Source organism: Kribbella sp. NPDC049227, assembly GCF_043197265.1.
GTDB lineage: Bacteria > Actinomycetota > Actinomycetes > Propionibacteriales > Kribbellaceae > Kribbella.
In genome coordinates, this window is the sequence record NZ_JBICST010000007.1 from 16,878 (window position 1) to 43,206 (window position 26,329).

Here is a 26,329-nt window from a genome sequence, read left to right on the forward strand (position 1 = left end):
TGCTGCCTGTGGGGCGTCGTCGTGACCAGGCCGTTACCGGCCCAGTGCAGATTTGATGTTGGTGGATCTTCGCGTCGGCTGCTGGCATATCTACGCTTGCGGCGCCTGGTGAGCCGATTGTGAAGGGTGCACGGATGATCAGCATCGAGTTTGGGATGGGCGACCTGGCTCAGGTGAGGTGCACGACGGACGCAGTCTGGGAGACGGCTGCCAGCTTGAGGGTTCTCGCACGCCCCGGGCATCACCCACTTCACTCGCGGCTTCAGGACCGGATACCAGCTCATCCGCGGTTCGATCTGGCGCTGCTGCTGGATTTGTTTGCGAGTCCGCAGTGGATGCCGGACTTGCTCGGTCCGCAGCCGACGGCGAAACCTCCATCACCTCTGGAGCAGTTCGACCGGTTGCGTGCCACGGATCCGGCAGTCGTCGCGAGTGACTTGGAACAGTATCGGCGGCTCAACCCGGGTGGCCGAATCGCCCGCATGAGCGTTGATGAACTCTTTGAGCGGACGACGAGCACCCTGACCGAGTACTGGCGCCAGGTGCTATCGCCCTTGTGGGAGCGGGTGGAGGCGATAGCCGGGGCCGACATCGCCAGGTTGGCGACCGCGATTGCGGGCGAGGGACTCGGCCGGGCGATCGGGCGGGCTCATGACGAGCTCAGCTACGCGGATGGCGCACTTCGGGTGGACATGCACAACACGGAATTGTCCGTCCACGGTACGGGACAGGGGGTTTGGTTGGTGCCCTCAGTGTTTCGCTGGCCATGGGTCGCGGTCGATCCGGTCGGCCAGGCCCCGGTGATCAGCTACGCGGCCCGCGGCGCTGGTCTTGTGTGGGAGACGGATGACTCCGATAGCGGTAGTCGGCTGGCGGCACTGCTCGGCCGCTCGAGGGCAGCGGTCCTGCAGCACCTCGACATTCCCCGCAGCACGACTGGCCTCGCCGACCACCTGCGGCTGTCGCCGGCGGCCGTCAGTGATCACTTGTCTATTCTCACCGCGTCGGGACTGCTGACGGCCCGTCGGGACGGCCGCCGCGTGCTCTATCAACGGACGGGTTTGGCGGCGGCGCTGCTGGCCGAGGTTTGCAGTCTGGATCGCGACCCAGCCACCGCTGCGCCGAGCTAAGCACGTCGCCTAGTCCGACGCGCAACGCGGGGGCGAACATGCTGGTCGCCTTGGTCCATGTCTCGTATCTGGGACCGTTGTGCGATCTGCAACACCGGGTCTCTCGCGGCCCGGGTTGTCCTTCTGTTTTGAATCAGAACGCCGGTACGTTGGGTCGGTGGACCTTCGGATCGAGCTGGATGGGCGTGGAGATCTCGCCGGGCAGCTCTATCGGCAGATCGTGGACTTGGTCACGAGCGGCATGCTTCGTTCGGGCGAAGCCCTGCCGTCGAGCCGGGAACTCGCGGCCCAGCTGGCACTTTCCCGCAACACCGTGGCCTTGGCATACGAACGGCTCGTTTGGGAGGGCTTCGTCAAAACGCGAGCCGGAGTGGGCACATTCGTCAGCTCGCTGTCCGTCGGGCAGTTGCAGTCATCGGCTGTCGTTCCATCCAACGTAGGTCCTCGAGTGCGCGCGGTCTGGAATCAGATTCCCGATCCCCCTGACCTGTCGGCTTGGACACCCCGCTTCGACTTCCGGGCTGGCATACCGGATACGCATTCTTTCCCGTTTGCCAGTTGGCGAGCGGCGGTTTCGGACCAGTTGCGCTCGACTGCCGTCGGCACCGGGGCGTACGGGGATCCGGTGGGTGATCCTAGGCTGCGAGTCGCTGTTGCGCGGCACATCGTGGTTTCCCGGTCCGTGCGGTGTGGACCTGAGGATGTGCTCATCACCAGTGGAATCCAACAGGCAATCGACCTGATCTGTCGAGTGTTGCTGGAGCCTGGCGACGTTGTCGCTGTTGAGGATCCCGGCTACGGGCCACCGCGAATGCTCTTCCGCTCACTGGGGTTGTCGATAGTGGGCGTACCCGTGGACGACAAAGGGCTGGTAGTTGACGCATTGCCGGACAACGCTCGCCTGGTTTACGTGACACCCGCGCATCAGTTTCCGCTCGGTGTACCGATGTCGTTGCCGCGTCGTCTCGCCCTGCTTGAGTGGGCCGCCCGGACTGGGGCCATCATCATTGAGGACGACTACGACAGCGAGTTCAGGTTCGGCGGGCGGCCACTCGAACCGCTGCAGAGTTTGGACCGGCACGGAACCGTGCTGTATGTCGGGTCATTCTCGAAGGTGATGCTTCCGACTATCAGACTTGGTTTCCTCATCGCACCCCCCGCCTTGTGTCGAGCACTGCGCAAGGCGAAGTGGGTCGCAGACTGGCACTCGGTGGTCCCTCTACAAGGTGCGCTGGCTCGATTCATCGAGGATGGGCAGTTGGCTCGACACCTACGCCGGATGCGGCGGATCTATGCCGAGCGGCACCACCGCCTCCAGACTCTGCTCCACGGCGCCTTCGATCGCACACTCAGCCTGGTGCCGAGTCTTGCCGGGCTGCATGTATCGGTCGTGTCGCCCGAATCATCCTTCGACGATGTCACTATGGCCATCAAGGCCGCAGCGCTAGGCGTCGCGGTCCGCCCGCTCTCGTTTCACTCGGTTACCCTGAAACCCAAAGCCGCCGGTCTCGTCCTTGGCTACGGTGCTCTGCCCGTCGACGACATCGAGGAAGCTCTTGCCTTGCTAGACCGCTGCCTTCCCGGATCCCGCTAGCTGATCTTGTGAGTAGCTAGATGCCGAAGGCAACGTCGACGATCTGCCACGTGATCGGTGCGTCACCGCTCGGGCTGCCGGCCACATCAGTACTCGCGCAGGGACTCGACCGTGGTCAGTGCATTTGACGTCGATCCTGAAGCTACCTCAGTCGTCTGTGTGTTCAGGCCGCATCGATACGCACATCTGGGAGGCGACGCGCGAGGTGCCGCACAATCGGTGCTCTCGCTGCGTCGTGATGGGTTGTCGAACACGTACCCGTTGATCAGGCGCTGAGAGTGCTAGCCGCTCTGCACTACGGCGCCCAGGATCGAGGCGATTCGCCTATCGCTTCACGGTCCGGTTATTGCCGGACAAGCGGGCTAGGAGCGCATCCGACAGGCAGTGATGCTAGCGCCTGTGTCAGGGAGTGCACGGCCAGCGGCGTTAGTCGGGGGACGCCGCTGGCCGCGCCAATCTGGGCTCCTCAACTGAGAGGACGGGCCTGCATGTCCCGTGCGCAGGATTCCCAACAACGTCGCCCGTGAAGCAGAGTGAGTGATCCAAGCAGCGCTGCACCACCATTCTGCCCAGGCCGAATCGTGCTGTGCGGGTATGTCGTCAGGGCGGCAGCCGAGTGGCGTCGTCAAGCACCGCGATCAGGCGACCTAGAGTGGTCTGCAGTCTGTGGGGCGACGGTTCTCTTGACGAGTCGACGAGCATGAGTTCTGCACCTCGGTGGCGGGACGCCTAGGTCGGACACGAGAAATCTTCCGGCGTACAACTGAGTAGCACGCCGCGCAGGCGGTCAGATGCAGGCTGTCGGCGGTGACATGCGCGCCGGCTAGCGACTCGCGCCGCCGAGCTCGCCGATCTGGGCTGCGCGCATAGCCATAGGGACTCCTCAGACGACTGGTTGTAGCGGCAGACGGCCGGCAGATTCTTTGATCCGGTGCATCGCCTCGTCGAGCCGGTCATCAGGTGTGGCCAGTGAGATCCGGATGTAGCCTTCGCCCTGACTGCCGTACCCGATCCCCGGCGTCACTACGACCCCGGTGGCCTCCAATAGGGCGGCAGCGAACTCGGTGCTGCGCACATTGTCCGGCAGCTTGGCCCATACGTAGAACGTGGCCTTCGGCGGATCGGCTGTGAGACCGATGCCGCGCAGCGTCTCGATCACGCGGTCACGGCGCTGCTGGTAGACGGCGTTCTGCTGGGCGACAGCCGTCTGCGGTCCTTCGAGCGCGGCCACGCCGGCGAGTTGTACGGCCGGAAAAGGGCCGACGTCGGTGTTTTCTTTGACCTGTCTGATCGCCGCCAGCGCGGACTTGTTGCCAGCCGCCATACCGAGTCGCCAACCCGCCATACTGTAGGTCTTCGACAGGCTGCTGAACTCGATCGCGACCTCCTTAGCGCCGTCGACCTCGAGGATGCTCGGCACCCTGACACCGTCGAACGAGATCTCGGAGTACGGATTGTCGTTGACGAGCAGCACGCCGTGCCTGTGGGCGAACTCCACAGCACGGCGGAAGAAGGCCAACGGAGCCACCGCGGTGGTGGGGTTGTTTGGGTAGCTGAGCCAGACCACCTTGCTCGCCGAGACATCGAGGCTCAGCATTGCGTCGAACACAGGCAGGAATCCGTTCTGGGCTCGTAGCGGCATCCGCAGCGTCTGGGCGCCGGCCAGGATTGCGCCAGACTCGTACGCCGGGTAGCCGGGGTCGGGAACGATCGCCAGGTCGCCCGGGTTCAGCAGGCCGAGGGCGAGGTGCACGTTCGCCTCCTTGCTCCCAATCAGCGCGAGCACCTCGTTGCCCGGATCGAGTTGTACGCCGAACCGGCGGTCGTACCAGCCGGCCACCGCCTCGCGGAACGCGGTCATGCCACGGCTGGACCCCGGTGGGTACTTGTGATTGGCGGGATCGGTGGCGGCGCGCGCGAGGGCATCGACGATGTGCACCGGAGTCGGTCCGTCGGGGTCACCGATGCCGAGGCTGATCACATCGACCCCTCTGGCCTGGGCCTCGCCGATCCGCCTCCTGGTCTCCATGAACAGGAACGGCGGGAGCTCCAGCAGGCGCTTGCTCTTGGGTACGTCCATGGCCTTCGTCGCTTTCGTGGGCAGCATTATAGTCCAAGACGATATCGCATCTCGATAATGCTAGCTACCGCTCTAGCCAGGCTCGCGCAAGTAATCACCCGTTGTTCAGCGGGCCGCGATCAGACTGCGAGTCGCGATGCCGTTCCAGCTCAATCCAACCCTTCGTCGATCGGCACGTGCGGGGGGTTCTGGGAGCTGGCCGCAGCAGTTGCACGAGATTCAGGAACGCCATCGCCCTCATGCGGCGTCCATTCGAGCTTGTCGGCCAGCAGGTTGCTGTCAGACGGTCACTCGGCCGCGTCGACCGGCGCGGGGGAGTCCTCCCCGATGACCGTCTACTAACTTTGACGGCGGCTGCCCGCAGCGATCCGCCCGGCGGATCACAGCTCCATGAGCAGGCCGGCGAGCAGAGCTGTTCTTCTGGGCATGCTCTCGATCAGCACGTGCTCGTGATCTGCGTGCGCGCCGGCTCCCTCCGGCCCGAGCCCGTCCAACGTCGGCACGCCGAGCGCGGAGATCAGGTTCGCGTCGCTCGCGCCGCCGGTCGCTCCCTCGCCAAGCCCGGGCATGCCGACAGCGGCCGCGACCGCCTGGGCCCTCGCGAACAGTGCTCGGCTTGCGTCGGTAGGTTCCATCGGCGGCCGCCGCAGGTCCGGCGTCACCGTGAGCCGGGCGCCGGGGACGACTGGCTGGAGTCGCTGGATTGCCTCGTCGACCCGCTCGGCCTCCGGCGCCGTCGTGACGCGTACGTCGACCTGGGCTGCCGCCCGGGCCGGTACGACGTTCGGCCGCGTGCCGCCGTTGACGACCCCGACGTTCACCGTGGTCCCGCGTTCGGCGTGGTTGAGTTCGTGGAGGACCTGGATCTGGTGGGCTAGCTCAAGCACGGCGCTGACGCCCTTGTCGGGTTCAATTCCGGCGTGGGCGGCGCGTCCCTCAATGGCCAGGTGATACGTGCCGGTGCCTTTCCTGGAGGTCTTCAGCGCGCCACCGGGAAGCGGGGATTCGAGCACCAGCGCGGCCGCGGCGTGCTGGGCGAGCCCAGTGATGAGTGGTCGCGAGGTGCGACTGCGCACCTCCTCGTCGCAGCTGAACAGGATCCGCAGCGGGCGCCGAGGCCGGCTGTCCAGCGCGCGCAGCTCGTTGAGGGCGTAGTAGAGCTGCACCAGGCCCCCCTTCATGTCGAAGGATCCCGGGCCGCTCAGTGCCCCGTTCGCCACCGCGGCCGGCATCCGCTCGAGGGTCCCCGCAGGCCACACCGTGTCGTAGTGACCGAGCACGGCGATGTGTTCGGCGCTGGGGTCGTCGCCCTGCACGGTCAGCACCAGATGGCTGGTGCCTTCGTCGCCAGCGTCATGCCATTCGACCGGTCCGAACTCGCCGAACAGTCCTGCAAGCAGGATTGCGAGCTTGTTCAGCCCTGCGGGGTCATCGGAGCCGGACTCGATCCGTACCAGCTGACCCAGCAGGAGCGCCATCTGGTCTGTGCGCCGCTCGAGCCGGGCGCGGATCCGCCGCGGAACTTCCTGGCCTGCCTCGTCGTGGAGAAGTGTCATGGCGTCAGACGATATCAAGCTTCGATATTGCCAGCGACTACTTAGATGAGCCGACATCGATGGCGTGAGCCTGAATGCCGGGAGTCATTCGTTGACCAGCATGGCCATGCGCGTTACCGTAGCTCGATATCGCCTTAGGATTTCGATGCAGCGACTGCCTTGAGCCCCACCGACCGGAAGGATCCAGATGGCGGCCACCGACCATCAGCTCTCCGTACCCGAGCTGAGTTCCTTCATCGGCGGCGAGTGGGTGTCCCGTGGGGCTGCTGTCCCGGACACGAGCCCGGCTGATCCGTCCGAGCTGGTCGCCACGGTCTCGTTGGCCGACTCGGGCGCGGCGACTACCGCCGTCGACGCCGCCGCTGCAGCGGCAGGGCCATGGTCCGCGACGTCGCCGGGTGTCCGTGTGGAGGTGTTACGCACGGCCGCCGACCTGCTCGAGCAACGAGCCGAGCAGATCGGCCGGGACCTCACGAGGGAGGAGGGCAAGACCCTCGCCGAGAGTGTGCGGGAGACACAGCTATCGGCGAAGATCCTGCGGTACTACGCCGCCCAGGCCCTCGACCCGCACGGCGAGACCTTCCCTTCGCAGCAACCCGGTGTGCTGCTGTTCACTAGGCAGGATCCGGTCGGCGTCGTCAGCGTGATCACGCCCTGGAACTTCCCAATCTCCGACCCGGCATGGAAGATCGCGCCGGCGGTTGCGTTCGGCAACACTGTGGTGTGGAAACCCGCCGAGATCGTGCCCCTCACGTCCGTACACCTAGTGAACGCATTGGTCGACGCGGGGCTGCCGGAAGGCGTACTGAATCTCGTGCTGGGCAAGGGTTCCGAGGTGGGCGAGGTCCTGGTGAGGCACCCGGCGGTCGCCGCCGTGACGTTCACGGGGTCCAACCAGATCGGCCGGCTGGTGCACTCGAAAGCGATCGAGGCCGGCAAGAAGGTCCAGCTCGAACTTGGCGGCAAGAACCCCGCTGTCGTGCTCGCCGATGCGGCACTCGACCAGGCCGCCGCGCACATCGCGACCGCGGCGTTCGGCGCCAGCGGGCAGAAGTGCACCGCCACGAGCAGGGTCATCGCTCACCGGTCGATCGCCGACGAACTGGTCGAGCGGCTGACGGCGCAGGCGAAGGCCTGGCAGGTGGGCGATCCGCTCGACCCCGAGACCCGGGTTGGCCCCCTCTCGTCGGCTGACCAGACGCGGACGGTGCTCGGCTACCTGGCCGGAGCGCGCCGCGACGGCGCCCGGGTTGTCGCGGGCGGTGCCCGGCTCGGTGGAATCCTCGCCAAGGGCTACTACGTGCCGCCGACAGTGCTGGTCGGCGTCGAACCAGGTCACGCGATCGTTCGCGACGAGGTCTTCGGGCCGGTGCTGACGGTGCAGGCCGTCGACTCGTTCGACCAGGCCGTTGCCTTTGCCAACGACACGCCATACGGCTTGGCGGCGAGTCTGTTCACCAGCGATCTCGGCGCCGCACTGCAGTTCACAGAGCAGAGCCGGGCCGGGATCGTGAAGGTGAATCAGCCAACCTCAGCCAACGAGTACCACGTGCCGTTCGGGGGGATCCAGGACAGCGGCTCGGGGGACCGGGAGCTCGGCAAGGCCGCGCGGCAGTTCTACACAGAGGGCAAGACCATCTCCATCGGACCCGCCGATCGCGAGGAGTAGTCGGATGATCGACCCGATCGGGTTCGACGCCAGGGGCTTCTACGACGCTATGCGCGAGAGCAAATCGCTGCTGGTGCGGCGCGAGGACCTGCGCTGGACCGAGACCTTCGCCGAGCCGGACCGGCCGGTCGAGGCTCTGCTGGCGTTCGGCTGCGCGGTGCAACACACTCCGCATCTGATGCTCGAGGCTACGGCTGTCTTCGAGATACTCGGGATCGACTACGTCGCGGTGACCGGACGACAGTTTTGTTGCGGCAGGCCGTTCCAGCGGCTCGGTGGCAGCGACGAGGCGGCGGCCCGGATCTCGGCCAAGTCGTACGAGCGCATTGTGCGATATGAGCCGCAGACCACGGTGCAATGGTGCGGAGCGTGCATGATCCAGTACCAGGACGTGATCAGCAAGCAGACCGACGCCCCGTTCGACGTCGTCCACGTGACGCGCTACGTGGCCGAGCGGCTACGCGAGCTGGGTGACGCGGTTCCGTTCAAGTATGAGGTCCCTGCCCGGTTCGCAATCCATGCGCACGATGACCACCCGCAGCAGCGGACCGACCTGAGCTACATCCTGGCGATCCTGGATATGATCCCAGGAGTGGAGTACGCCGGGGCGATCCAGCCCCCGTCGGCAGGGTCGCCCTGTGACCTCACCGGGCCTACCGCGGTGAGCGTCCTCAACGCGCTCGACAGCACGCAGTACCGCCTCTGCGTAGCCGAACTCGAGGGCCAGGGGCGGGCCCTGGGCGTGGACACGGTGGTGACGGCCTACCACAGATGCCAGATGGAATGGTCGAAGCTCTCCAGCCGGCGGCTCGCGGTCCGCGAGTGGATGTCCGTGCTGGCCGAGGCGCTCGGCGTCGGTTACGCGGATCGCTTCACGACCTACTGGCACCTGGGTGATCCGGCCGAGGTCGTCGAGCAGGCCAGGCCGGAGTGGCAATCGTGGGGGCTGACCGAACAGGAGGCCCTCGAAGCCGCGACCCGGCACTTCGTGCCGAGGTATGCCGCAGACCTGCACCACTGCGACTGCGGCGGAGCCGGTTGCGGCAGCGGATCCGGACAACAGCTCAGGCTGACCGCGCCAGTGGCCGGAAGTAGCGGGCAGGGCGTCTGATGGGAATGGTGAAACGATGCTGAGCTACGTCGGACGCAGAATGCTCCTCGGCCTGTTCACGATCTGGGCAGTCTCAGTGCTGAGCTTCGCCATCATCCAGCTCCCACCGGGAGACTTCGCGACGACTTACCTGGCCCGACTGGCCGACTCCGGTGCGGCCGCCTCGGCGGAGGCCGAACAGATCCGGGCGCAGTTCGGGCTCGACCAGCCCATCTACGTGCAGTACCTGAAATGGCTCGGCTCGTTGCTGCACGGTGATCTGGGCGTGTCACTGGACTACAACAGGCCGGTCGCGGACGTGATCGGTGACCGCTTGCCGACGACCGTGGTCGTCTCGCTGGTTGCGATCGCTTTCACCTGGATGCTGGCGTTGCCGATTGGGGTCTACTCGGCCGTGCGCAAGTACTCCCTCGGTGACTACGCCCTGACATTCCTGGGGTTCCTGGGACTCGCGATCCCGAACTTCCTCTTCGCCCTGATCGTCATGTACTTCGGCTTCGCTGTGCTCGATGCCAATGTTGGCGGACTGTACTCGGCCGAGTTCGAGACTGCGCCCTGGAGCATCGCCAAGGCCGCCGACCTGCTGCAACATCTGTGGGTGCCGGCGATCGTGCTGGGGCTCGCCGGTACGGCGCAACTGGTCCGAGTCATGCGCGCGAACCTTCTCGATGAGTTGAAGAAGCCGTACGTGGTGACCGCCCGCGCCAAGGGGCTGTCCGAGCGCCGGCTGATCGCCAAATACCCGGTCAGGGTGGCGCTGAACCCGTTCGCCAGCTCGATTGGCTTCCTGTTCCCGCAGATCGTCTCTGGCGCGGTCGTGGTCTCGATCGTGCTCAGTCTGCCGACGGTCGGGCCGCTGCTGCTGGCGGCACTACAGGCCCAGGACATGTTCCTGGCCGGTGCGATCGTGCTGATGCTCGGCGTACTGACCGTCATCGGCACGCTGATATCCGACCTTGTCCTGATGTGGCTCGACCCGAGGATTCGCCATGCCCGATGACGTGACGGCCACTACGAGCGCGGTGGAGACCGAGCCGAGCACGGTGGACGAGCAGCCGACTGGCTTGCCGGACTCCAGCCCGGAGGCGAAGGACGAGGAGCGAGTCTCTGTCGCCAGCCAGCGGCAGCTGATCTGGTGGCGGTTCCGCCGGCACAAGCTGGCCATGGCGGGTGCCGTGGTGGTGCTGCTCTTCTACCTCGTCGCGGCGTTCGCAGACTTCCTCGCCACCTCCGACCCGCTCGCGAGCGACGGCCAGCGGTCGTTGCTGCCGCCGCAGTCGGTGCATCTGTTCGACGGGGGACTATCACCGCATGTGTACGGAGTCCGCAGTGAGCGGGATCCGATCAGCTTGCAGCGGGTCTACACTGTGGATCCGGCCCAGAAGATTCCTGTCACCTTGTTCGCGCGCGGGTACGAGTACAAGTTTCTTGGCCTGTTCAAGACGGACCGGCACATCATCGGAACCAACGGTGTCCCATCCGAGAACGCGTTGGCCTTTTTCGGCACCGACCAACAGGGCCGCGACCTCTACTCGCGGCTGCTGGTCGCCACCCGGACGTCTCTGCTGATCGGCATCGCTGGTGTTTCGCTCAGCATCGTTGTCGGGGTACTGCTCGGCGGTGTCTCCGGCTACTACGGCGGGGTTCTCGACACGATCATCCAGCGGTTGATCGAGATCCTGCGCTCGATCCCGATCATTCCATTGTGGATGGGCTTGGCGGCGGCGATGCCCAAGGGGTGGAGCGTGCAGCAGGTGTACTTCGCGATGACCCTGATCTTGTCGCTGATCGGCTGGACAGAGCTGGGGCGGGTCGTGCGCGGCCGGATGATGCAGATCCGCGGCGAGGACTTTGTGACCGCGGCCGAACTCGTGGGCAGCAGGCCGCGGCGGGTGATTTTCGTCCACATGGTGCCGTTGTTCGCCAGTCACATCATCGCGGCGACGACCCTGGCGCTACCGCTGATGATCGTCGCCGAGACCTCGCTGAGCTTCCTCGGACTCGGCCTGCGGGCGCCGGCGATTTCGTGGGGCGTGATGCTTCAGCAGGCCCAGAACGTCCAGGCGCTGGCGCTGTCACCGTGGCTCCTGTTCCCGGTCATCCCGGTGATCCTCGCCATCCTTGCCTTCAACTTCCTCGGAGACGGACTGCGAGATGCGGCGGACCCTTATGACAGTTGAGAAGGTAGCCCCGGTGACCGTCGATCTGGTCCCACCGGACGACGATACGCTGTTGTCGGTGCGGGGCCTGAGGACGCATTTCGTCACCGACGAGGGCACCACTCGGGCAGTGGACGGTGTCAGCTTCGACGTCAGCAGCGGCAAGACGTTGGGCATCGTCGGCGAGACCGGATGCGGCAAGAGCATCACGGCCCGGTCCCTGCTGGGAATCATCGATCCGCCCGGGAAGGTGATCGACGGGGAGCTCCTGTTGAAGCGCGACGACGGATGGGTCGACCTCGCCAAGTTGCCGCGGAACGGCCAGGAGATGCGCCAGGTCCGCGGCGGCGACATCGGCCTGGTCTTCCAGGAGCCGATGAGCTCGTTCAGCCCCGTGCACACGGTGGGCTCGCAGATCATCGAGGCAGTGCGGCTGCACTGCGGGACAGGTAAGAAGGAGTCCCGCGAGCGCTCGATACACCTGCTGCGCAACGTCGGGTTCCCACAGCCGGAGAACATCATCGACCGCTATGTGTGGCAGCTGTCCGGTGGCCAGCGGCAGCGCTCGATGATCGCGATGGCGCTGGCTGGCCGGCCCCGGCTGCTGATCGCCGACGAGCCAACCACCGCACTGGACGTCACCACCCAGGCGCAGATCTTGCACCTCATCAAGGACCTGCAGGGCCGGACCGGGATGGCGATCATGCTAATCACGCACGACCTGGGCGTGGTCGCCGAGATGGCCGACGAGGTCTTGGTCATCTACCTCGGCAAGGTGGTCGAGCAGGGGCCTGTGGAGGAAATCTTCCGGTCTCCCCGGCACCCGTACACCCAGGCGTTGCTGAGCTCGATCCCGAGCACCCAGCGCGCCGCCCGGGGAAAGCTGCCCACGATCGCGGGCTCCATCCCGCATCCGTTCAACCGGCCCTCGGGCTGCGCGTTCAACACTCGCTGCGGGCACGCGGTTGCGGGGGTGTGCGACACCACCGAGCCGGGCAGCCAGGTCGTGGGCACGCGGCACGAGGTCTTCTGCCACCTGTACAACGGGGCGGTCGAGAGTGGCCGGGCGATGCCGCTGCCGCTGGTCGAGTTCGGGCCGTCCGCCGAGCAGACCACAGACGAGATCGTGCCGGTGCCGGCCGAGCGGACCAGAGGCCCACTGCTACTCGAGGTGGACCACCTCTCGAAGTTCTTTCCGATTCGCTCCGGCCTGCTGAACCGGGTGCGCGGTCAGGTGCGGGCAGTCGACGAGGTGTCGTTCGAGCTGCACACTGGCGAGACGCTTGCATTGGTGGGCGAGAGCGGGTCTGGTAAGACGACGACGGCGCGGGCCATCCTGCGTGCCCTCGATCCCGACTCGGGGACGATCAGGTTCCGTAAGTCGGGGGGTGATGTTGTCGACCTGGCCGGGCTCCGCCGGCGCGATGTCCGGCCGCTACGGTCCGAGTTGCAGATGATCTTCCAGGACCCGTTCTCCTCGCTGAACCCGAGAATGACGGTGCTCGACCTCATCGCCGAACCGTTGCTGGTCAACGGCGTACACGACAAGAAGAAACGGGCCGACCGGGTCGCCGAGCTCCTCGGCCTCGTCGGTCTCCGCACCGAATACATGCGCCGCTACCCGCACGCGTTCAGCGGCGGACAGCGGCAGCGCATTGGCATAGCCCGGGCACTGGCGCTGAACCCCCGCCTGATCGTCGCGGACGAGCCTGTGTCGGCGCTCGACGTGTCCGTGCAGGCGCAGATCCTCAATCTGCTGATGGAGCTGCAGGACCGGCTCGACCTGACGTACCTCTTCGTGTCGCACGACATCAGCGTGGTCAAGCACATCAGCGACCGGATCGCCGTGATGTACGTCGGTCAGATGGTCGAGCTCGGCAGCCGTGACGAGGTCGTGCACAAGCCACTGCACCCGTACACCTCGACCCTGCTCACGGCGGTACCGCGACCCGATCCGGCCGCCCGCACGGAGTTCGTGCCGCCGAAGGGAAGGATCGCCGACCCGGCGAACCCGCCATCCGGCTGCTACTTCCACCCGCGCTGCCCATTCGCGATCGACAAGTGCAAGGTGGAACGCCCGCACTGGGAGGAAGTCGCGCCTGGCCGTATGGCGCGCTGTCATCGTGCGAAGGAGCTCGATCTGGTCGGCATGGTGAGCTGAGACATCAGCCAGCGCAGGTCCTACGGGTGATCCCGGCCTCGTCACCGATCGCGGTGAGCTCGGTCCACAGCGCCGACGGGATCGGTACGCCATCGGCTTCGCGCGTCGGGCCATCCGTGTGGCACTGCGTTCCCCCGGAACCGACGGTCGGTCCGAGCCCGCCGCAGGGGCGGCTATGGTGGATCCGGTCGACCAGTTGGTCATCCCCGCGACCTGTACTCGGCGAACGGCATGGCGACAGAGAGGTCGATCGCGATCATCAGCAGGCTGACGCCCTGCGGTCTGGACGCCTCGTCCGCCCAACTTCGCGACTCCTAGTGCCGGGGGATACGTCTGAGGTCGGCCCAGACCAGCTGATCAGCGAGCAGGGCGGCGTCGCGGGCGGCATGCCAGCGTGCTCGAAGACGGCACCGCCGACCGCTTTGCCCTCTCGCATCGCCGAGTGCCCTCGAGAGAGTCGCCTGCTCGCTTCCGCGCGGTTGGACTCACCTGGCGATATCATACATCGATAAGATTGGGTCAAGGCGTTGGGATGTAAGCGTGATTGACGAACTCTCCGCTTCGCTGGCCGCGACCGTGCAGGCTGCCCGGGTCGCGCAGGACCTGTCCGTGAACGCGCTGGCCGATCGGTCCGGGGTGTCGCGCGCGATGATCGGCAAGATCGAGCGGGGCGAGGCGCAGCCGACCGCGGTCCTGCTCGGCCGGCTGTCCGGTGCCCTCGGTATGACGCTGTCCGAGCTGGTCGCCCGTGCCGAGAACACCGGCGACCTGCTCCGCCGCGCTGCCGACCAACCGGTGTGGACGGATCCGATGACCGGGTATCACCGCCGCGCGGTGTCGCCAATCACCGACGGCCCACTCGAGCTGGTGGAGGTCGAGTTGCCGCCCGGTGCCTCGGTCTCGTATCCGGCTGACGCCTACATCTTCAAGTACCAGCAGCTCTGGATCCTCGACGGCCATCTCCGTTTCCACGAGGGCCCGGTGATCCACGATCTACTGACCGGCGACTGCCTTCAGCTCGGGCCGCCGACGCCGACCAAGTTGCACAATCCGGCGACGGCTCCGTGCCGCTATCTGGTCGCGCTGGTCAAGGGCCGTTCCTGATCCGCGTGTACGCCGAACCACTGGGCCAGCGCCGTACGCAGGCCCTCCTGCTCCGCGATACCGTCGTGGTCTGCGGCCCAGGCGACGTACCCGTCCGGCCTGATCAGCAAGGCGGTCGGCGACTCACCGCGACCGGTGACGACCTCGATCCGATCCGTGGAGAGGGTGCCAGCGAACGGCGCGCCGGCGACCGATCCGTTCAGGCAGCTGGGGTTCGTTGCCCAGGCGGAGCTGTTCCACACACCGACGGGCAGGCACAGCGACGTGTTGTTGCCAGCGGCAAACTTCCTGGAGGGTGATTCTGGTCGTCAAGCCAGGAAAGATCGCGGAACGGCGCGTCGTCGAGTCGCTGTACGAGCGCCGGTCCGAGGTCGACGTGAGCTTCGAACTGGCCTGCCCACTCGGACTCGGGGACTCATTCGCTGGCGGCGATTTCGAGGCGGCGTACGACGCGATGCCGGTGGCGGTGGTGGCAGGACCGTCCTGGGCACCTCGACTCGGTCCTGCCCGGCACGCGAGGCAAGCCGGACGGACCGTCCGTGTGGACGGCGCGCACGGTGGCCGCGGGGGCTGCGTACCGGTGCGCAAGAGTGTGCACCAAATGGCTGCGCCCATCTCCTGATGCGGGATCATCTTCACCGACGATGACGGGCTGCTGACGATCCGGCACGAGGATTCGTCTGGTGCCCAAGAGATCGGCGCGGTAGCCATCGCGATCCAGACAGTGATGTTGACGGACTCCGTGGGTCTGTAGCTATGACTCGCTCCTTGGTTCTGAGCACGGGCCGGGGTGGATGATGCGCCCGCTCCTTCAGAAGGAGGCCGGCGAGTGCAGCATTCATGACCGCTTGCTGGGTGGCGATACGCGCGCCGCACAAGGCCTATCCGGCCAAGGGCGGCGTGCAGCGACGTAGAGGACCCGGGTGGTATCAGTCTTGCTCATCGACGACCTTGAGGGTGTCGGATATTCCACGTCGGCCAGGTTCGCACGGGCCTGGCGTGGGCGGATCCCGACGTCGTCGAACAGTCCCTCGACGGCTGGCGACCCGCTGTGACGCCCGCCCGGGCGATCTCGGCATCATTCGTTGACGGTTGATTCATGGTGCGATACCGTGACCCGATATCGCCTTCGGAGGTCAGCGCCTGACCGGCGCCTGCCAAGTCCCGAGCCTGACCGATCACGTGTAGCTCATCCGGGACGCGGCACCGATGCCAAATAGGATCTAGAGAGACGAAGGAATCGCATGAACGTGTCAGCTGGGTCGGCGGCGGGGCGTAGTCGTCGTGAGGTGCTGCAAGGTGGCCTCGTCATCGGTGGTGGCGCGATGCTGCTCGCCGCCTGCAAGAGTGGGCCAGGATCCGGTGGAGCCACTCCTAAGGGCTCGTCGGTAGGCGGGTTCCCGCCGATCGAGTCCGGGACGGTGATCACCGATCCGGCACAGTTCCCGAAGGTGTTCAAGGAGTCACCCGAGTTCGCCCAGCAGGTGGCCAGTGGTGCGTTGCCGAAGGTGGCCGATCGGATCGGCAGGGATCCGCTCGTCATCAAGCCTGTGCACGAGACCGGCAAATACGGCGGTGTGATCCGGCGGGCCTTCATCGGCACCGGTGACATCCAGAACGGAATGACCCTGGCCTCGGGTCCGGACAACCTGCTGTACTTCGACGCGCAGGGCAAGAAGGTGATCCCTAACATCGCGCGGGCCTTCGAGATGAGTGCCGACCAGAAGGTCCTGACTTTGCACCTGCGCCGGGGGATGAGATGGTCCGACGGCGAGCCGTTGACCGCGGATGACATCCTGTTCTGGTCCGAGGACATCGACCTCCATCCTGATCTCGGCGTGCGCACAAAGCTACTTTTCTCAGGTGGCCAGCGTGTGCTGGTGAAGAAGATCGACGATTTCACCGTGCAGTACGTGGCCGGCGAGCCGAATCCGTTCCTGCCGGGTCGGTTTGCCGCGGGTGCTGATCTCACCTTCGCAGCTGGCTACTTGTCGGTCGGCAGCGGAGCCTACGCGCCGAAGCACTACCTCTCGAGGTTCCACCCGAAGTACTCGTCCGTCGACACTGTCGATCGGGCCGCGAAGGCGGCCGGCTTCAAGGGCTGGGTTACGTACTTCCAAGATCGATGCAAGTGGTACACGAATCCTGAGCTGCCCTCGACGACGCCGTGGGTAACGACGAGGCCAATGAACACACCGCCATGGGAGTTGTCGGCCAACCCATACAGCATCTGGGTCGACACTGACGGGAACCAATTACCGTACATCGGCAAGATCACGATGAGCAACGTCGAGAACCGTGAGGTGGTCGTGCTGCACGCCGGGTCCGGCGACTACGACGTGCAAGACCGACAGCTCGACACGTCGAGCCTGCCGGTCTTGCTGCAGAATCAGCCGAAGGGTCAATACACGATCCACCGGGCGCCGAGCAGTGACATGGACTATACGATCCGGATCAACCTTGCCTACGCCGAGGACAATGCCATCGGGGATCTGCTGCGGACGACAGACTTCCGGCGTGCGTTGTCGCTGGGGATCAGGCGCGATGAGATCAACGAGGCCTTCTTCCTAGGACTCAGCAAGCCGTCAGCGACGATCCCGCCGGATGACAGCCCGTACTTCCCTGGTCCGGAGTGGCGGACCAAGTGGGCGACGTACGATCCGGATCAGGCCAACCAACTCCTGGACAAGCTTGGTCTGACGCAACGCGACAGCGCCGGCTATCGACGGCGGGCGGACGGCAGGGGCCGGATCCAGTTGGACTACCAGTCCACCGATGGTCGCATGGACTTCACCGGTATGGGTGAGATGATCAAGAGGCAGTGGTCCAAGATCGGTATCGACCTCACGGTCCGGTCAATCTCACCGGCACTGCTCATCCAGCGTGCCGTGGCCAACGAGCTAATGATCTCCGGCTTCTTCCAAGGCGTCGACGATCCGTTCCTCGCGACGTCGTCGGGTCTGCTTCCGCTGGTGACGAACGCCTACGCTGGCATGATTGGGATTCCGTACGGCAGATGGTTCGGTTCCGACGGAAAGGCCGGCGTCGAACCTCCGGCGTCGCTGCAGGCGCTGAAAGACGCCATGGATCTCTACACTAAGGCCGATTCGGTAGCCGACGAGGCCGAGCGAAACCGCATGGGCCAGGAGCTTTTCAAGCTGTGCGCCGACCAGGTGTTCACTATCGGAGTGCTCGGATTTGGACTGGCCGGAGCCGCCGTTCATCTGGCAAAGAACGACCTTGGGAACGTCCCTGCCAGGATGGTGAACTCGGTCAGTAGGCTCGCCACCCCCCTCAACTCGCTCCCGATGACGTTTTACCACAAATGAGTCACTTCGTTGTCCTAGGCAAGTAACGTAGACGCGACTCGCGCGGCGTTACGCCCTCGCTCTCGGCAGTGTTGCGCGCGGCATCGACAGGTCGAGATGGCAGTGATAGGACGGCCGCGACTGACGCGGACTGACTGTGCTGGCGGCCGATGGCTGGGCCGCATTCCACGCTGGAGGGATTGGTCTCCGAGATTCAGGACGACGACTGGTCGACATCGGCACGATTGCGACCACTACAACCGCGAACGTCCGCAGGACGAGGAGCGGATCGCCGAATCCATTCAACGCAGCACAGACACCTGAACGAGAGGCACTCCCATGGTCGACATCTTGCACCGCGTCGGAATCACGGCGTCCCCCGAGGACGTCTCCAAGGCCCTCACCACGATCCCCGGCCTCGCGGGCTGGTGGACCGACGACACGCAAGGCGACGACTCCGTCGGCGGCGTGATCGACTTCCACTTCCCCGTCGCCGGCGGCTCGTTCGGCATGAAGGTGCTGGAGACCAGGCCCGGCGAACTCGTCCGCTGGGAGGTCGTGCACGGTCCCGAGGAATGGGTCGGCACCGAGGTCCGCTTCGACCTCAGCACGACCGACGACTACACGATCGTCCTGTTCAAGCACGAAGGCTGGAAGGAGCCGGTCGAGTTCATGTACCACTGCAGCACCAAGTGGGACTCGTACCTGCTGAGCCTGAAGAAGTACGTCGAGACCGGTACGGGCGACCCCGCTCCCCGCGACGTACAGATCAGCAACTGGCACTAGTGCTCTCCGACGCAGGGCACTAGGCCTCAGGCCAGGGTTGCCAGGAGCTCCTTGAGCCGGCGCTCCTGGGCCTCCCGCTCGGCTTTCAGCTGGTCCTGGTAGGAACGGTCCGCGGCACCGAGGAGCAATGCCTTGGTCTCGCGGATCGCTCCTGGCAGCGGCGACAGCAGCGCCTCGGTCAGATCCTTGACCGTCCCGGCGAGCTCCTCCGGCGGTACGACGATGTTCGCCAGACCGAGCTCCTTCGCCTCGTCCGCCTCCACCCACCGGGTGGTCGCGCAGAGCTCCAGTTGTACGACAAACGCGATCGCTGTCTGCTGGTCATTGCGTGGGTGGGCGCGAAGTACTCGCAGCCGTCAATGGAGGTGTCCTGGCAGTACCGCTTCCGCATGCCCTGCCGGCCTAAGAGCTCGATGAAATTGACGTCGACCTGCAATTGCTGGCCTGGAGGCTGCTTCTTGTGGTGATCCCAGCGGGTCTCTCGGCGCATCTAACGCTGTCAGGCCGGCAATCGGTTCAGGCTGGCTCGGTGCAGGATCCGCCACACGCCAGAAGGGCGGATCTTCAGCTGATCTGGCGCGACGGCCTGCACGTCGACAAGGGTGCTGGTGCGCCCGGCAGTTCGGGTTAGTCCCGCAGCCACGCGCCGCAGATCGCCGCGACACTGCCGCAGACCTCCTCGACGTGTTTGAGGACCGCAAGCTTGTGTCTGGCCCGCCGCTCAAGTTCTCGTTCAGTCACGCAGTCTACCTAGATTCAGAGACCCGGACTGTCAGCAGCCTCTGTCAGTCCTATATCTAGTGCTCGTGAGTAGCCGACCAGCTGCACGAGCGGTTGGGTGCCGCCAGCGTTCGGGCGCCTGGATAGACATCGAATCTGGCTCGGGGGCAGATGAGAGTGGGTTCGCCGGCGTACCGAGAGTCGTCACTCATCGGGCCGGGGCTGGTCGATGGACCGGGATTCCTTCGCCCGCAGCGCACGGCGCATCGACGGCCGCTGCAGACCGCGCTGGATCGCCTTTTGCTCGGCCTCGCCGCTCGGTCCGCCGACCGGTGCATCGTGCCGTTCCAGGAGCAGAGCGAGCTTCTCATCGTCCGGGAGGTGCGGGCAGTTGCTGCACAGCCGTCCGAGCCGGTCGTCGAGCATGTAGGTGAGGCAGCACAGGCTCCTGGTTTCGAGCCCGTACGGGTAGGTGTCACGGTCCAGCGCGATCCAGTGCATCCGGCCTTCCATCGGATTCTCGACATCGTCGAGGCCGGGCAGGCGATCGGCATCGAGGAGCGCTCGGCGGTCTTCCAGGTACGGGCGGGCGGCTTCGTCGCCGAGGTACTCCAGCGCCGACTCCGAGATCATGGCGACCGCTTCGGCGGCGTTGGTCCATAGCAGCGAGGCGGAGATCCCGGTGATTGCGGCGACCCGAGCGATCAGCGGTGCGAGGTGCTCACCGTACAGCCGTCGTCCCACCTCAGCCCGGAACTCATCCAGCGACTTCACAGCCCGGCTCTCACCACCTGGCCATGATGCCGGACGCACCGCACAATGCAGAACCTCACTACCGGAGAGCATGATCCGATATGGAATGCCCTTCCACATGACCAGCGTGCACTGTGCCGGTGACGCGTCGAGCCCGACCCCCTCGGCCATCCCGATGAGCGTAGGGACCGACAGTGATACGGCGTAGTGGCGCACGAATCGGGACGCCCCCGCATGGATCTCCAGGGCGGCGGGACCCGTGTGCCCGGCTGCGATGGAGGCGGCGGCCTCTGCGCCGGCGGCCTGGGTCATGCAGTCCTCGAGATAGTCGTCGTCGAGAAAGCGGGCGGCCGGGATCGCCTCGTCGCCCGGACCGGCGGCCGCGAGGAAGCGCCCCGCGACGTACCGCCCGAGCTGGTTGGCACGCTGCATGATGCCCTCACGCCAGTCCACGTTGCTCGAATCGTTGCCCGTCACAAGCAACACACCTGCCTCCGGCGGAATATACGGTAGTGGTATCGAAATTTGTTATCGATATGCTAGATCAAGATATGTCGGCGATGCGCGGCTCAGGTTCGCCCTGCATGTCAAGAACCTGCTCTCTGCCGACGCGATCGGCCCGATGTGGATCGGCACTATTACGGTGTCATTAATCAGGACCGGACGGAGACGTTCGCTCCGCTGGCGCAGCGGCTGTCCATGGGCTGGGCGCCACCCGCAGCCTGAGGAGCGCCGAGGGGCGGGGTGCTCGTAGGGATCGGCGCGCCCTGCTTGCCGCACAACACTCCGACGCGATCGGATCGGTCAGCTCTGGCCGGCCGGCCGGGGGAGGACTTTGGCTGCCGCTGCCCCCATTCCGCCTCCGCTGTTCGCAGCCTTGCTCTGCGGCATCAGCCAGGCTGCCCCAGTCGCGGTGCACGCACCGTTGCATGGGCAGTCGGGCACGTTCACCGCATAACTGGGCACGAAGTACTTGTGCGCGAGCTGCAACGCCTCCTGCTCAGTGATGCCCCACGTGGACCAGTTCGGTCGAGAGGCTTCCATCACCTTCTGTGGGTCGGCGAGCCGCCAGTATTCCGAGAAGCGGTCCGGCTTGCCCACACCAAGCGCCCGGGCGAGCAGCGACACATAGTGCTCGATCCTGAGACTTTGGCTGGCGAACTTGCTGAGCTCGCGCGTGCAGCCGTGGTACATCGTCACCAGCGCGTCAGCGCCCTCCTCAGCCAGGAACCCCTCCAGTTCGGCTTGGGCTCTGCGGTACTCTTCGGTGCCGATTGTTGCGATCTTTGGTCCGGCGTTGTCGCACAGGTCGAGCGCCGGTGACTTCGCGTAGCCGAGTACCTTCACACCGGGGATTCGCCGCAGCAGGTCCATCACGATCGGCGGATGCGCGTCGCGGACTGGGTGCTCGCCGAGGTGACCGTGCACGAGCGCAGACAGGTCGACGTCCGACTGCCACGGAACGTTGTCGCCCAGCTCCTCGAGCCGCTCGACTAGGAACGCCGCGAAGCCCTCGGACTTGAAGTCGTACTCCTCGTTCGAGTGCACGACGTCGGTGAACTGCATCTCGCACGCAGAGCACCACTGCAGGGTGCGCTGCGGCTCGTAGGCCGCCAGGCGCTGGACCGACTTGTTGATGATCTGCGTCGACGACTCCTGGAAACCGTAGGCCTTGTAGATCTTGCCGCAGCAGTACTTCTGCCCGGCCACCGCGGCGAAGTCCACGCCGAGCACCTCGAGGACAGCCACCGCCTCCCGCTGCAAATGCGGGGATTGCCGCACGTTACAGCCGAAGTTCAGCAGTACCTCGACCTGCCGCTTCGGCGGACCGCCGTCCTCTGTCCAGACCGCCTCCTCTCGTGACACCTGCAGGCGTTCGCGCTCCACCATCGCCAAGTAGAACTCCTGGAAGGTGATGTCGGAGACCCTGGGCTCGTCCGGCGACTGGTTGCTCATATCCGCTGTACCTCCATCATCCACGTCTGATCTCTCACGGCTATGATATCAAAGAGCGATATCACATGATGATTCTGTCGTTGGGAATCCGCGACTCATCGTGCGCGGTCGCCATGTACGGGCCTTCGCCAGTGACGAGCCCTCGTATGTCGACACCCCCGCGTCGGCGGGGCTAGTTTCGAGGATCGCGTCGTACGCCGCCCTCGGCAGGTACGCGGGTTCCTGCGTGGCGATCCCGGCACCCAGGATCCGGACCAGGTCAACGCAGTCGGGGTCGTGACCAGGCTGTCGGCCTACCTGCCTGTGCGCGGCAAGTCGGACGCGCCAAACCATCGATCGCACCCATGCGCCGGTCACAAACACCCGGGCGCCAGGAGCAACGGCAAACGTGGTACTCCTCTCGCATGAGCCGTCGCGGTCAGCGTCGCCGGATCAGCTCGCTCGGTTATGTGAGCTCGCCATCGATCGGGAGGGGTTGCCGTGCGTCTGGCACCCGCCACCACCGCAGCCTCCGCAGAACGAGCCGGCGTTCACCCGCCGCGTCATCGCGTACGACTGCCCGTCCGCATCGTCCAGCCCTTCGTTGGCATAGTTGGTCCCGGCGGCTTGATCGCAGATCGACCGCGCCATCTGGGTCGCCCGCGCCTCGGTCATGCCCCAGGACTGCCAGCGCGGCCGGGATTCCTCGACCAGGCGTTGCGGATCACCGTGCTGGACCGCGTCTTGGAACCTGTCGGGGTGAGTGCAGTCGAGCGCTTCGGCCAGGATCGAGATGGCGTGTACGACGTCCATCCCTTCGGTGGCGTACCGCGACCACATCTGGTGGCAGTTGAAGTGCATCGTGCTGACAGTGTCCCCGCCACGCCTTCGGATGTCCGCCGCGAGTCGGGCTCGATGGTCGTCGAGCTCCGCCGGCGTCTCCGGGCGCTCGGTCCAGGCCGGCGGGCGCGAGCCTTCCAGCCCGAAGGTCGCACACGGGCTCAGCTCCCACCAGCCGTCGTAGTATCCCATCACCTGGACGCCGGGCACCATCGACAGCAGCCGCGGCATCACCTGCTGAGCGTGATAGTGCACGTTGCTGTTACCGGGATGTCCCTCGGCGATGACCCGGCGGCGTACCTCCTGCTTCCACGGCACCTTGTCGCCGAGCGCGCGGATCCGTTCCTCCAAGAACGGGATGAGCTGGATTTCACGAACCGGGGACACGAGGCCGTCGGCGAGTTCGTGCCGGGCCGCGGCGGCGGTCCCGGTCTGCTGACAGGCACCGCACCAGTTCACCTGCGTCGTCGCACCCCAGGCCTGGGAGCGGTCGAGCCGGCTCTGCCGGTGGCGCTCGAAGGACTCCTCCGATTTGCCAATGGCGATCGGCTTGCCACAGCATGCGGCACCGGGGCCTGCCGCGGCGACGAAACTGATGCCAAGTGCCTCGAACACGCTGACGGTGTCCTGCAGTAGGTGCGGGCTGCGCTGGGTCCCGCAGCTCATGTTGAGGTACACCTCGGCCTGGTGATCCAGCCCAGGCTGCTTGTCATAGAAGTTCAGCTCGTCCCGAGCCATTAGTAGGTGGCCTGCGTCCCGGTAGCCCAGCCACATTTCGGTGGCCCACTCCATGCTGGGCATCGGGCCGTCCTGGTCGATCAAGGTCAGCTGACGCCAGGTCAGCTCGTAGATCCGGTTGGCCGGGATACCGCCGAGGGCGTCGAGCAGCCGCTGGTACTCCTCCCGAGTCGCGAGCACTTTGCCGTCCTCGATGTAGGAGCACCAGGCCGCATCGATGCCGGCCCGCTCGGCCAGCTCCTCGACCGTGGCGAAGCCGGCGGCGACGCGTTCCGCCTTGAGATTGTTGGCGATCAGCGGTTCGGTCACTGCGTCTCCTTACGATGTACACATGCGCGGCGCAATGTCGGCGTGCACATATCGACAGTCGATATCTTAGATCGGGATCAGCGCTGCCGCCAGGTGCGTTCGGGTCATCTCTCGACGCGGCAACTGGCTTGCCCTTCGACGGTAGGAGCTCAGCAGGCCGGTGCCCACTGCCACTTACGGATCTCTCCGACCAGTCCAGTCAGGCGCCGAGCGCCTTGCCGAGAATGGCCACCCCGGCGACGATCTGCGCCTCGTGCAGGCTGGCGAACGACATCACCACCCCACAGTCGGCAGCGACCGCCCGCTGATACAGGGGCCGTACGGCGCCGACGGCGACGCCCACACGCTGCCATTCGTCCATGACCTCGGTAGTGACCGAACGCCCGGGCCATCGGACGTGCAACTGGAGACCCGACGTGGCCGGCCCGATCACCACGTCGTCGCCGAAGGTTTCGTGCAGAGCCTGCATCAGTGTGTCGCGCCTGGACCTATGGACGCGCTGCAATCGCCGCAGGTGGCGTGTCAGCCCGCCCTCGTGCATGAATCGTGCGAGCACGTGCTGTTGCACCGTCTCTGCCTGCCGTGTCGCCAGCCGGTGCGCTGCCCGGGCCGCAGCGATGAGCGACGGAGGCACGATGAGGTATCCGATCTGGATCGACGGGTTGAGCATCTTGGTGAACGTGCCCACATACGCGACTACGCCGGCGGAGTCGAGCGCCTGCAGCGATTCGAGAGTTGCGCCCTCGTAGCTGTATTCGCTGGCATGGTCGTCCTCGACGATTAGCGCGCGGTACTGCCGCGCCCACTGCAGCAGGTCCAGTCGGCGCCGCAGGGTCAGCATCACCCCGGTCGGATACTGGTGCGCCGGCATGACGTGAACGAGCACGGGTGGCCGACCCGGCGCATGGACCAGGTCGTCGACGACGAGACCGTCACGGTCGATCCGCACTGGCACCAGCCCCGCCCCGTGCGACCGGAACAACTGCCGGACTGTGACGTTCGAGGGCTCCTCGATCGCGACCCGATCACCTGGCTCCAGCATGATCCTGGCCAATACATCGACCGCTTGCTCGCTGCCCGTCGTGATGATGATCTGGCCGGGGTCGCAGTCGATGCCGCGGGTCGTCCGGAGGTGTCCGGTTAGTTCGTGGCGCAGTGCTGGTACGCCGACCGGGTTGACCCTGGCCAGGTCATCTGGAGTCGACCTGGACCAGTGCTCGATCACCAGCCGCCGCCACTGCTTCGCCGGGAACACGTCGACGGCAGGCATGAACGGGCGGCAAAAGTTGTACGGGACGTCGTCCTGGAACGCGGTGAACGTTGCCGACCGTGCCACCAGATCTGCTGCGCGCGCTGTGATCCGCGGTGTGGCGTCTGCCGAGTACGACCGGAGCCGCCCGCGTTCGAACGTCAGGTCGGCAGGTAGGTTGTGCGCGACGGATGTCCAGGCACCGTGGCGGGCCTCGAGGTAGCCATCGGCGATGAGTTGGTCGAAGGCAGTCATCACCGTGGTGCGTGCGACGTGGAGCTGTCGCGCCAGCTGCCGGCTGGACGCCACCCGGCTGCCGGGCGCCAGCTTGCCGCTGAGAATTGCGGTACGAAGAACGTCGTACAACTGACGGTGGATCGGCACGGCTGCCATTCGGTCGACGCTAATCGGGATATTCACGTGCTGCGCTCCAGCTAGCCGTGGGTCAGGCCCATCGCGGCCTCGATGCCGCTGTCAGGCCGGTGCCCCCAGGCCGCATCGCACCGCTTGCGCACCTTGCCGCCAGCGGCGCGTACGCCGTAGGGCCGAAGTCTTCGTGCCGGATGATCAACAGCTCCTGGTCGCCGGAGAACACGGTCTTGTGCCGCGACCGCACGCCGGGCAGACGCATGCCACCGACGCCGACGTCACCCTCGACACCACCAGCGCGGCGTGGGCCGGTCACCATGTCGATGTCCGGGTCTGGAAGCCAGTCAAGGCACATCCTGCCCATCCGGTCGTCCGGTCCCGCGATGACCGCGTCGACGGTCGGTCGTCGTCGATGACGGCTGTCATGGGACCTGCTGGTTGCCCTCGGCATCGAGTACGACGAGTGCCTCGACCGGACAGGCTCGGCATGCCTGCAGCAGCCGGTCGCGAGTCTCGTCCTCTGGCCGGTTGAAGCTGACCACGTCGTCCTCGTCTGGCATCACGAAGGCCAGTTCGGACTCGTCGATGCATTGGGCGAAGCCGACGCACAAGGAACGGTCGATGCGCAGAGTCAGGTCGCCGATCGTGCGCTCGGTGAGATCGCTGGACGCAACGTCCGCCATCGCGCCACCTCCTCGTCATCTCGGGTAACGTTATCGTGATATGATACTAGAAGGGCGGAGGTTGGAGGAAGGCCT

General features: G+C 65.7%; 21 protein-coding genes. 11 read left to right on the forward strand and 10 right to left on the reverse strand.

Annotation, left to right across the window (positions count from 1 at the left end):
- The first annotated feature begins 134 nt into the window (after positions 1-134).
- Both ACGFH6_RS29660 and ACGFH6_RS29665 read left to right on the forward strand, forming a co-directional pair.
- A complete protein-coding gene (locus tag ACGFH6_RS29660) occupies positions 135-1,130 on the forward strand; it encodes an ArsR family transcriptional regulator (RefSeq protein ID WP_393390598.1) in 996 nt (331 codons plus the stop codon).
- A gap of 157 nt (positions 1,131-1,287) precedes the next feature.
- Positions 1,288-2,724: a PLP-dependent aminotransferase family protein gene (locus ACGFH6_RS29665; RefSeq protein ID WP_393390600.1), complete on the forward strand. Its 1,437-nt coding sequence runs from the start codon at positions 1,288-1,290 to the stop codon at positions 2,722-2,724.
- 883 nt (positions 2,725-3,607) lie between these two features.
- Here the strand turns inward: ACGFH6_RS29665 and ACGFH6_RS29670 are convergent.
- Entirely contained in the window at positions 3,608-4,831 is a 1,224-nt protein-coding gene (locus ACGFH6_RS29670) for an LL-diaminopimelate aminotransferase (protein ID WP_393390602.1), read from the reverse strand.
- A 353-nt stretch (positions 4,832-5,184) separates the two neighbouring features.
- Complete coding sequence (locus ACGFH6_RS29675) at positions 5,185-6,360, reverse strand: M20 family metallopeptidase (protein ID WP_393390604.1); 1,176 nt, start codon at positions 6,358-6,360, stop codon at positions 5,185-5,187.
- Positions 6,361-6,547: 187 nt separating this feature from the next.
- Here ACGFH6_RS29675 and ACGFH6_RS29680 point away from each other — a divergent pair, with 187 nt between their 5' ends.
- The 6 genes from ACGFH6_RS29680 (at position 6,548) to ACGFH6_RS29705 (ending at position 14,564) form a co-directional block, all read left to right on the forward strand.
- Positions 6,548-8,029, forward strand: a complete 1,482-nt coding sequence (locus tag ACGFH6_RS29680) for an aldehyde dehydrogenase family protein (protein ID WP_393390606.1) — start codon at positions 6,548-6,550, stop codon at positions 8,027-8,029.
- Positions 8,030-8,033: 4 nt separating this feature from the next.
- Positions 8,034-9,140, forward strand: a complete 1,107-nt coding sequence (locus ACGFH6_RS29685) for a heterodisulfide reductase-related iron-sulfur binding cluster (RefSeq protein WP_393390608.1) — start codon at positions 8,034-8,036, stop codon at positions 9,138-9,140.
- A 16-nt stretch (positions 9,141-9,156) separates the two neighbouring features.
- Positions 9,157-10,140: an ABC transporter permease gene (locus ACGFH6_RS29690; RefSeq protein ID WP_393390610.1), complete on the forward strand. Its 984-nt coding sequence runs from the start codon at positions 9,157-9,159 to the stop codon at positions 10,138-10,140.
- Positions 10,130-11,320 carry an ABC transporter permease gene (locus tag ACGFH6_RS29695; RefSeq protein ID WP_393390612.1) on the forward strand — a complete coding sequence of 397 codons (1,191 nt, stop codon included), beginning with the start codon at positions 10,130-10,132 and terminating at the stop codon, positions 11,318-11,320. Before ACGFH6_RS29690 ends, ACGFH6_RS29695 begins: the two co-directional genes overlap by 11 nt.
- A gap of 13 nt (positions 11,321-11,333) precedes the next feature.
- Positions 11,334-13,460 carry a dipeptide ABC transporter ATP-binding protein gene (locus ACGFH6_RS29700; RefSeq protein ID WP_393390613.1) on the forward strand — a complete coding sequence of 709 codons (2,127 nt, stop codon included), beginning with the start codon at positions 11,334-11,336 and terminating at the stop codon, positions 13,458-13,460.
- A gap of 540 nt (positions 13,461-14,000) precedes the next feature.
- Positions 14,001-14,564 (forward strand): helix-turn-helix domain-containing protein, encoded by a 564-nt coding sequence (locus tag ACGFH6_RS29705; RefSeq protein ID WP_393390615.1) that lies wholly within the window; start codon positions 14,001-14,003, stop codon positions 14,562-14,564.
- Here ACGFH6_RS29705 and ACGFH6_RS29710 read toward each other — a convergent pair.
- Positions 14,531-14,806, reverse strand: coding sequence for a hypothetical protein (locus ACGFH6_RS29710; protein WP_393390616.1), 276 nt, complete (start codon positions 14,804-14,806; stop codon positions 14,531-14,533). The two genes, ACGFH6_RS29705 and ACGFH6_RS29710, sit on opposite strands and share 34 nt — an antisense overlap.
- A gap of 53 nt (positions 14,807-14,859) precedes the next feature.
- Between ACGFH6_RS29710 and ACGFH6_RS29715 the strand changes: the two genes are divergently transcribed.
- The 3 genes from ACGFH6_RS29715 to ACGFH6_RS29725 all read left to right on the forward strand — a co-directional run bounded on the left by ACGFH6_RS29715 (position 14,860) and on the right by ACGFH6_RS29725 (position 18,658).
- A complete protein-coding gene (locus tag ACGFH6_RS29715; RefSeq protein WP_393390617.1) occupies positions 14,860-15,186 on the forward strand; it encodes a hypothetical protein in 327 nt (108 codons plus the stop codon).
- A 799-nt stretch (positions 15,187-15,985) separates the two neighbouring features.
- Complete coding sequence (locus tag ACGFH6_RS29720; protein ID WP_393390618.1) at positions 15,986-17,893, forward strand: ABC transporter substrate-binding protein; 1,908 nt, start codon at positions 15,986-15,988, stop codon at positions 17,891-17,893.
- Positions 17,894-18,211: 318 nt separating this feature from the next.
- Positions 18,212-18,658: an SRPBCC domain-containing protein gene (locus ACGFH6_RS29725; RefSeq protein WP_393390620.1), complete on the forward strand. Its 447-nt coding sequence runs from the start codon at positions 18,212-18,214 to the stop codon at positions 18,656-18,658.
- 26 nt (positions 18,659-18,684) lie between these two features.
- Here the strand turns inward: ACGFH6_RS29725 and ACGFH6_RS29730 are convergent, their stop codons facing one another.
- The 7 genes from ACGFH6_RS29730 to ACGFH6_RS29760 all read right to left on the reverse strand — a co-directional run bounded on the left by ACGFH6_RS29730 (position 18,685) and on the right by ACGFH6_RS29760 (position 26,254).
- Complete coding sequence (locus ACGFH6_RS29730) at positions 18,685-18,921, reverse strand: enoyl-CoA hydratase/isomerase family protein (protein ID WP_393390622.1); 237 nt, start codon at positions 18,919-18,921, stop codon at positions 18,685-18,687.
- Between the two features lie 661 nt (positions 18,922-19,582).
- Positions 19,583-20,608 (reverse strand): IucA/IucC family C-terminal-domain containing protein, encoded by a 1,026-nt coding sequence (locus tag ACGFH6_RS29735; RefSeq protein ID WP_393390624.1) that lies wholly within the window; start codon positions 20,606-20,608, stop codon positions 19,583-19,585.
- Positions 20,609-20,935: 327 nt separating this feature from the next.
- Positions 20,936-22,087, reverse strand: coding sequence for a heterodisulfide reductase-related iron-sulfur binding cluster (locus ACGFH6_RS29740; RefSeq protein WP_393390626.1), 1,152 nt, complete (start codon positions 22,085-22,087; stop codon positions 20,936-20,938).
- Between the two features lie 432 nt (positions 22,088-22,519).
- The gene (locus ACGFH6_RS29745; RefSeq protein ID WP_393390628.1) at positions 22,520-23,953 is read right to left on the reverse strand and encodes a helix-turn-helix domain-containing protein; all 1,434 of its coding nucleotides are present in this window, start codon (positions 23,951-23,953) and stop codon (positions 22,520-22,522) included.
- 199 nt (positions 23,954-24,152) lie between these two features.
- Entirely contained in the window at positions 24,153-25,595 is a 1,443-nt protein-coding gene (locus ACGFH6_RS29750; protein WP_393390629.1) for a PLP-dependent aminotransferase family protein, read from the reverse strand.
- A gap of 52 nt (positions 25,596-25,647) precedes the next feature.
- Positions 25,648-25,926, reverse strand: a complete 279-nt coding sequence (locus ACGFH6_RS29755) for a hypothetical protein (protein ID WP_393390630.1) — start codon at positions 25,924-25,926, stop codon at positions 25,648-25,650.
- A 67-nt stretch (positions 25,927-25,993) separates the two neighbouring features.
- Positions 25,994-26,254, reverse strand: a complete 261-nt coding sequence (locus ACGFH6_RS29760; RefSeq protein ID WP_393390632.1) for a ferredoxin — start codon at positions 26,252-26,254, stop codon at positions 25,994-25,996.
- Positions 26,255-26,329 lie beyond the last annotated feature (75 nt).

What these genes read in the sequence shown, in the direction of transcription:
- ACGFH6_RS29660 (WP_393390598.1), top strand. Translation starts at nt 135, where the DNA reads ATGATCAGCATCGAGTTTGGGATGGGCGACCTGGCTCAGGTGAGGTGC.
- ACGFH6_RS29670 (WP_393390602.1), bottom strand. Translation starts at nt 4,831, where the DNA reads ATGCTGCCCACGAAAGCGACGAAGGCCATGGACGTACCCAAGAGCAAG.
- ACGFH6_RS29675 (WP_393390604.1), bottom strand. Translation starts at nt 6,360, where the DNA reads ATGACACTTCTCCACGACGAGGCAGGCCAGGAAGTTCCGCGGCGGATC.
- ACGFH6_RS29680 (WP_393390606.1), top strand. Translation starts at nt 6,548, where the DNA reads ATGGCGGCCACCGACCATCAGCTCTCCGTACCCGAGCTGAGTTCCTTC.
- ACGFH6_RS29685 (WP_393390608.1), top strand. Translation starts at nt 8,034, where the DNA reads ATGATCGACCCGATCGGGTTCGACGCCAGGGGCTTCTACGACGCTATG.
- ACGFH6_RS29690 (WP_393390610.1), top strand. Translation starts at nt 9,157, where the DNA reads ATGCTGAGCTACGTCGGACGCAGAATGCTCCTCGGCCTGTTCACGATC.
- ACGFH6_RS29695 (WP_393390612.1), top strand. Translation starts at nt 10,130, where the DNA reads ATGCCCGATGACGTGACGGCCACTACGAGCGCGGTGGAGACCGAGCCG.
- ACGFH6_RS29725 (WP_393390620.1), top strand. Translation starts at nt 18,212, where the DNA reads ATGGTCGACATCTTGCACCGCGTCGGAATCACGGCGTCCCCCGAGGAC.
- ACGFH6_RS29740 (WP_393390626.1), bottom strand. Translation starts at nt 22,087, where the DNA reads ATGAGCAACCAGTCGCCGGACGAGCCCAGGGTCTCCGACATCACCTTC.
- ACGFH6_RS29750 (WP_393390629.1), bottom strand. Translation starts at nt 25,595, where the DNA reads ATGGCAGCCGTGCCGATCCACCGTCAGTTGTACGACGTTCTTCGTACC.
- ACGFH6_RS29755 (WP_393390630.1), bottom strand. Translation starts at nt 25,926, where the DNA reads ATGTGCCTTGACTGGCTTCCAGACCCGGACATCGACATGGTGACCGGC.
- ACGFH6_RS29760 (WP_393390632.1), bottom strand. Translation starts at nt 26,254, where the DNA reads ATGGCGGACGTTGCGTCCAGCGATCTCACCGAGCGCACGATCGGCGAC.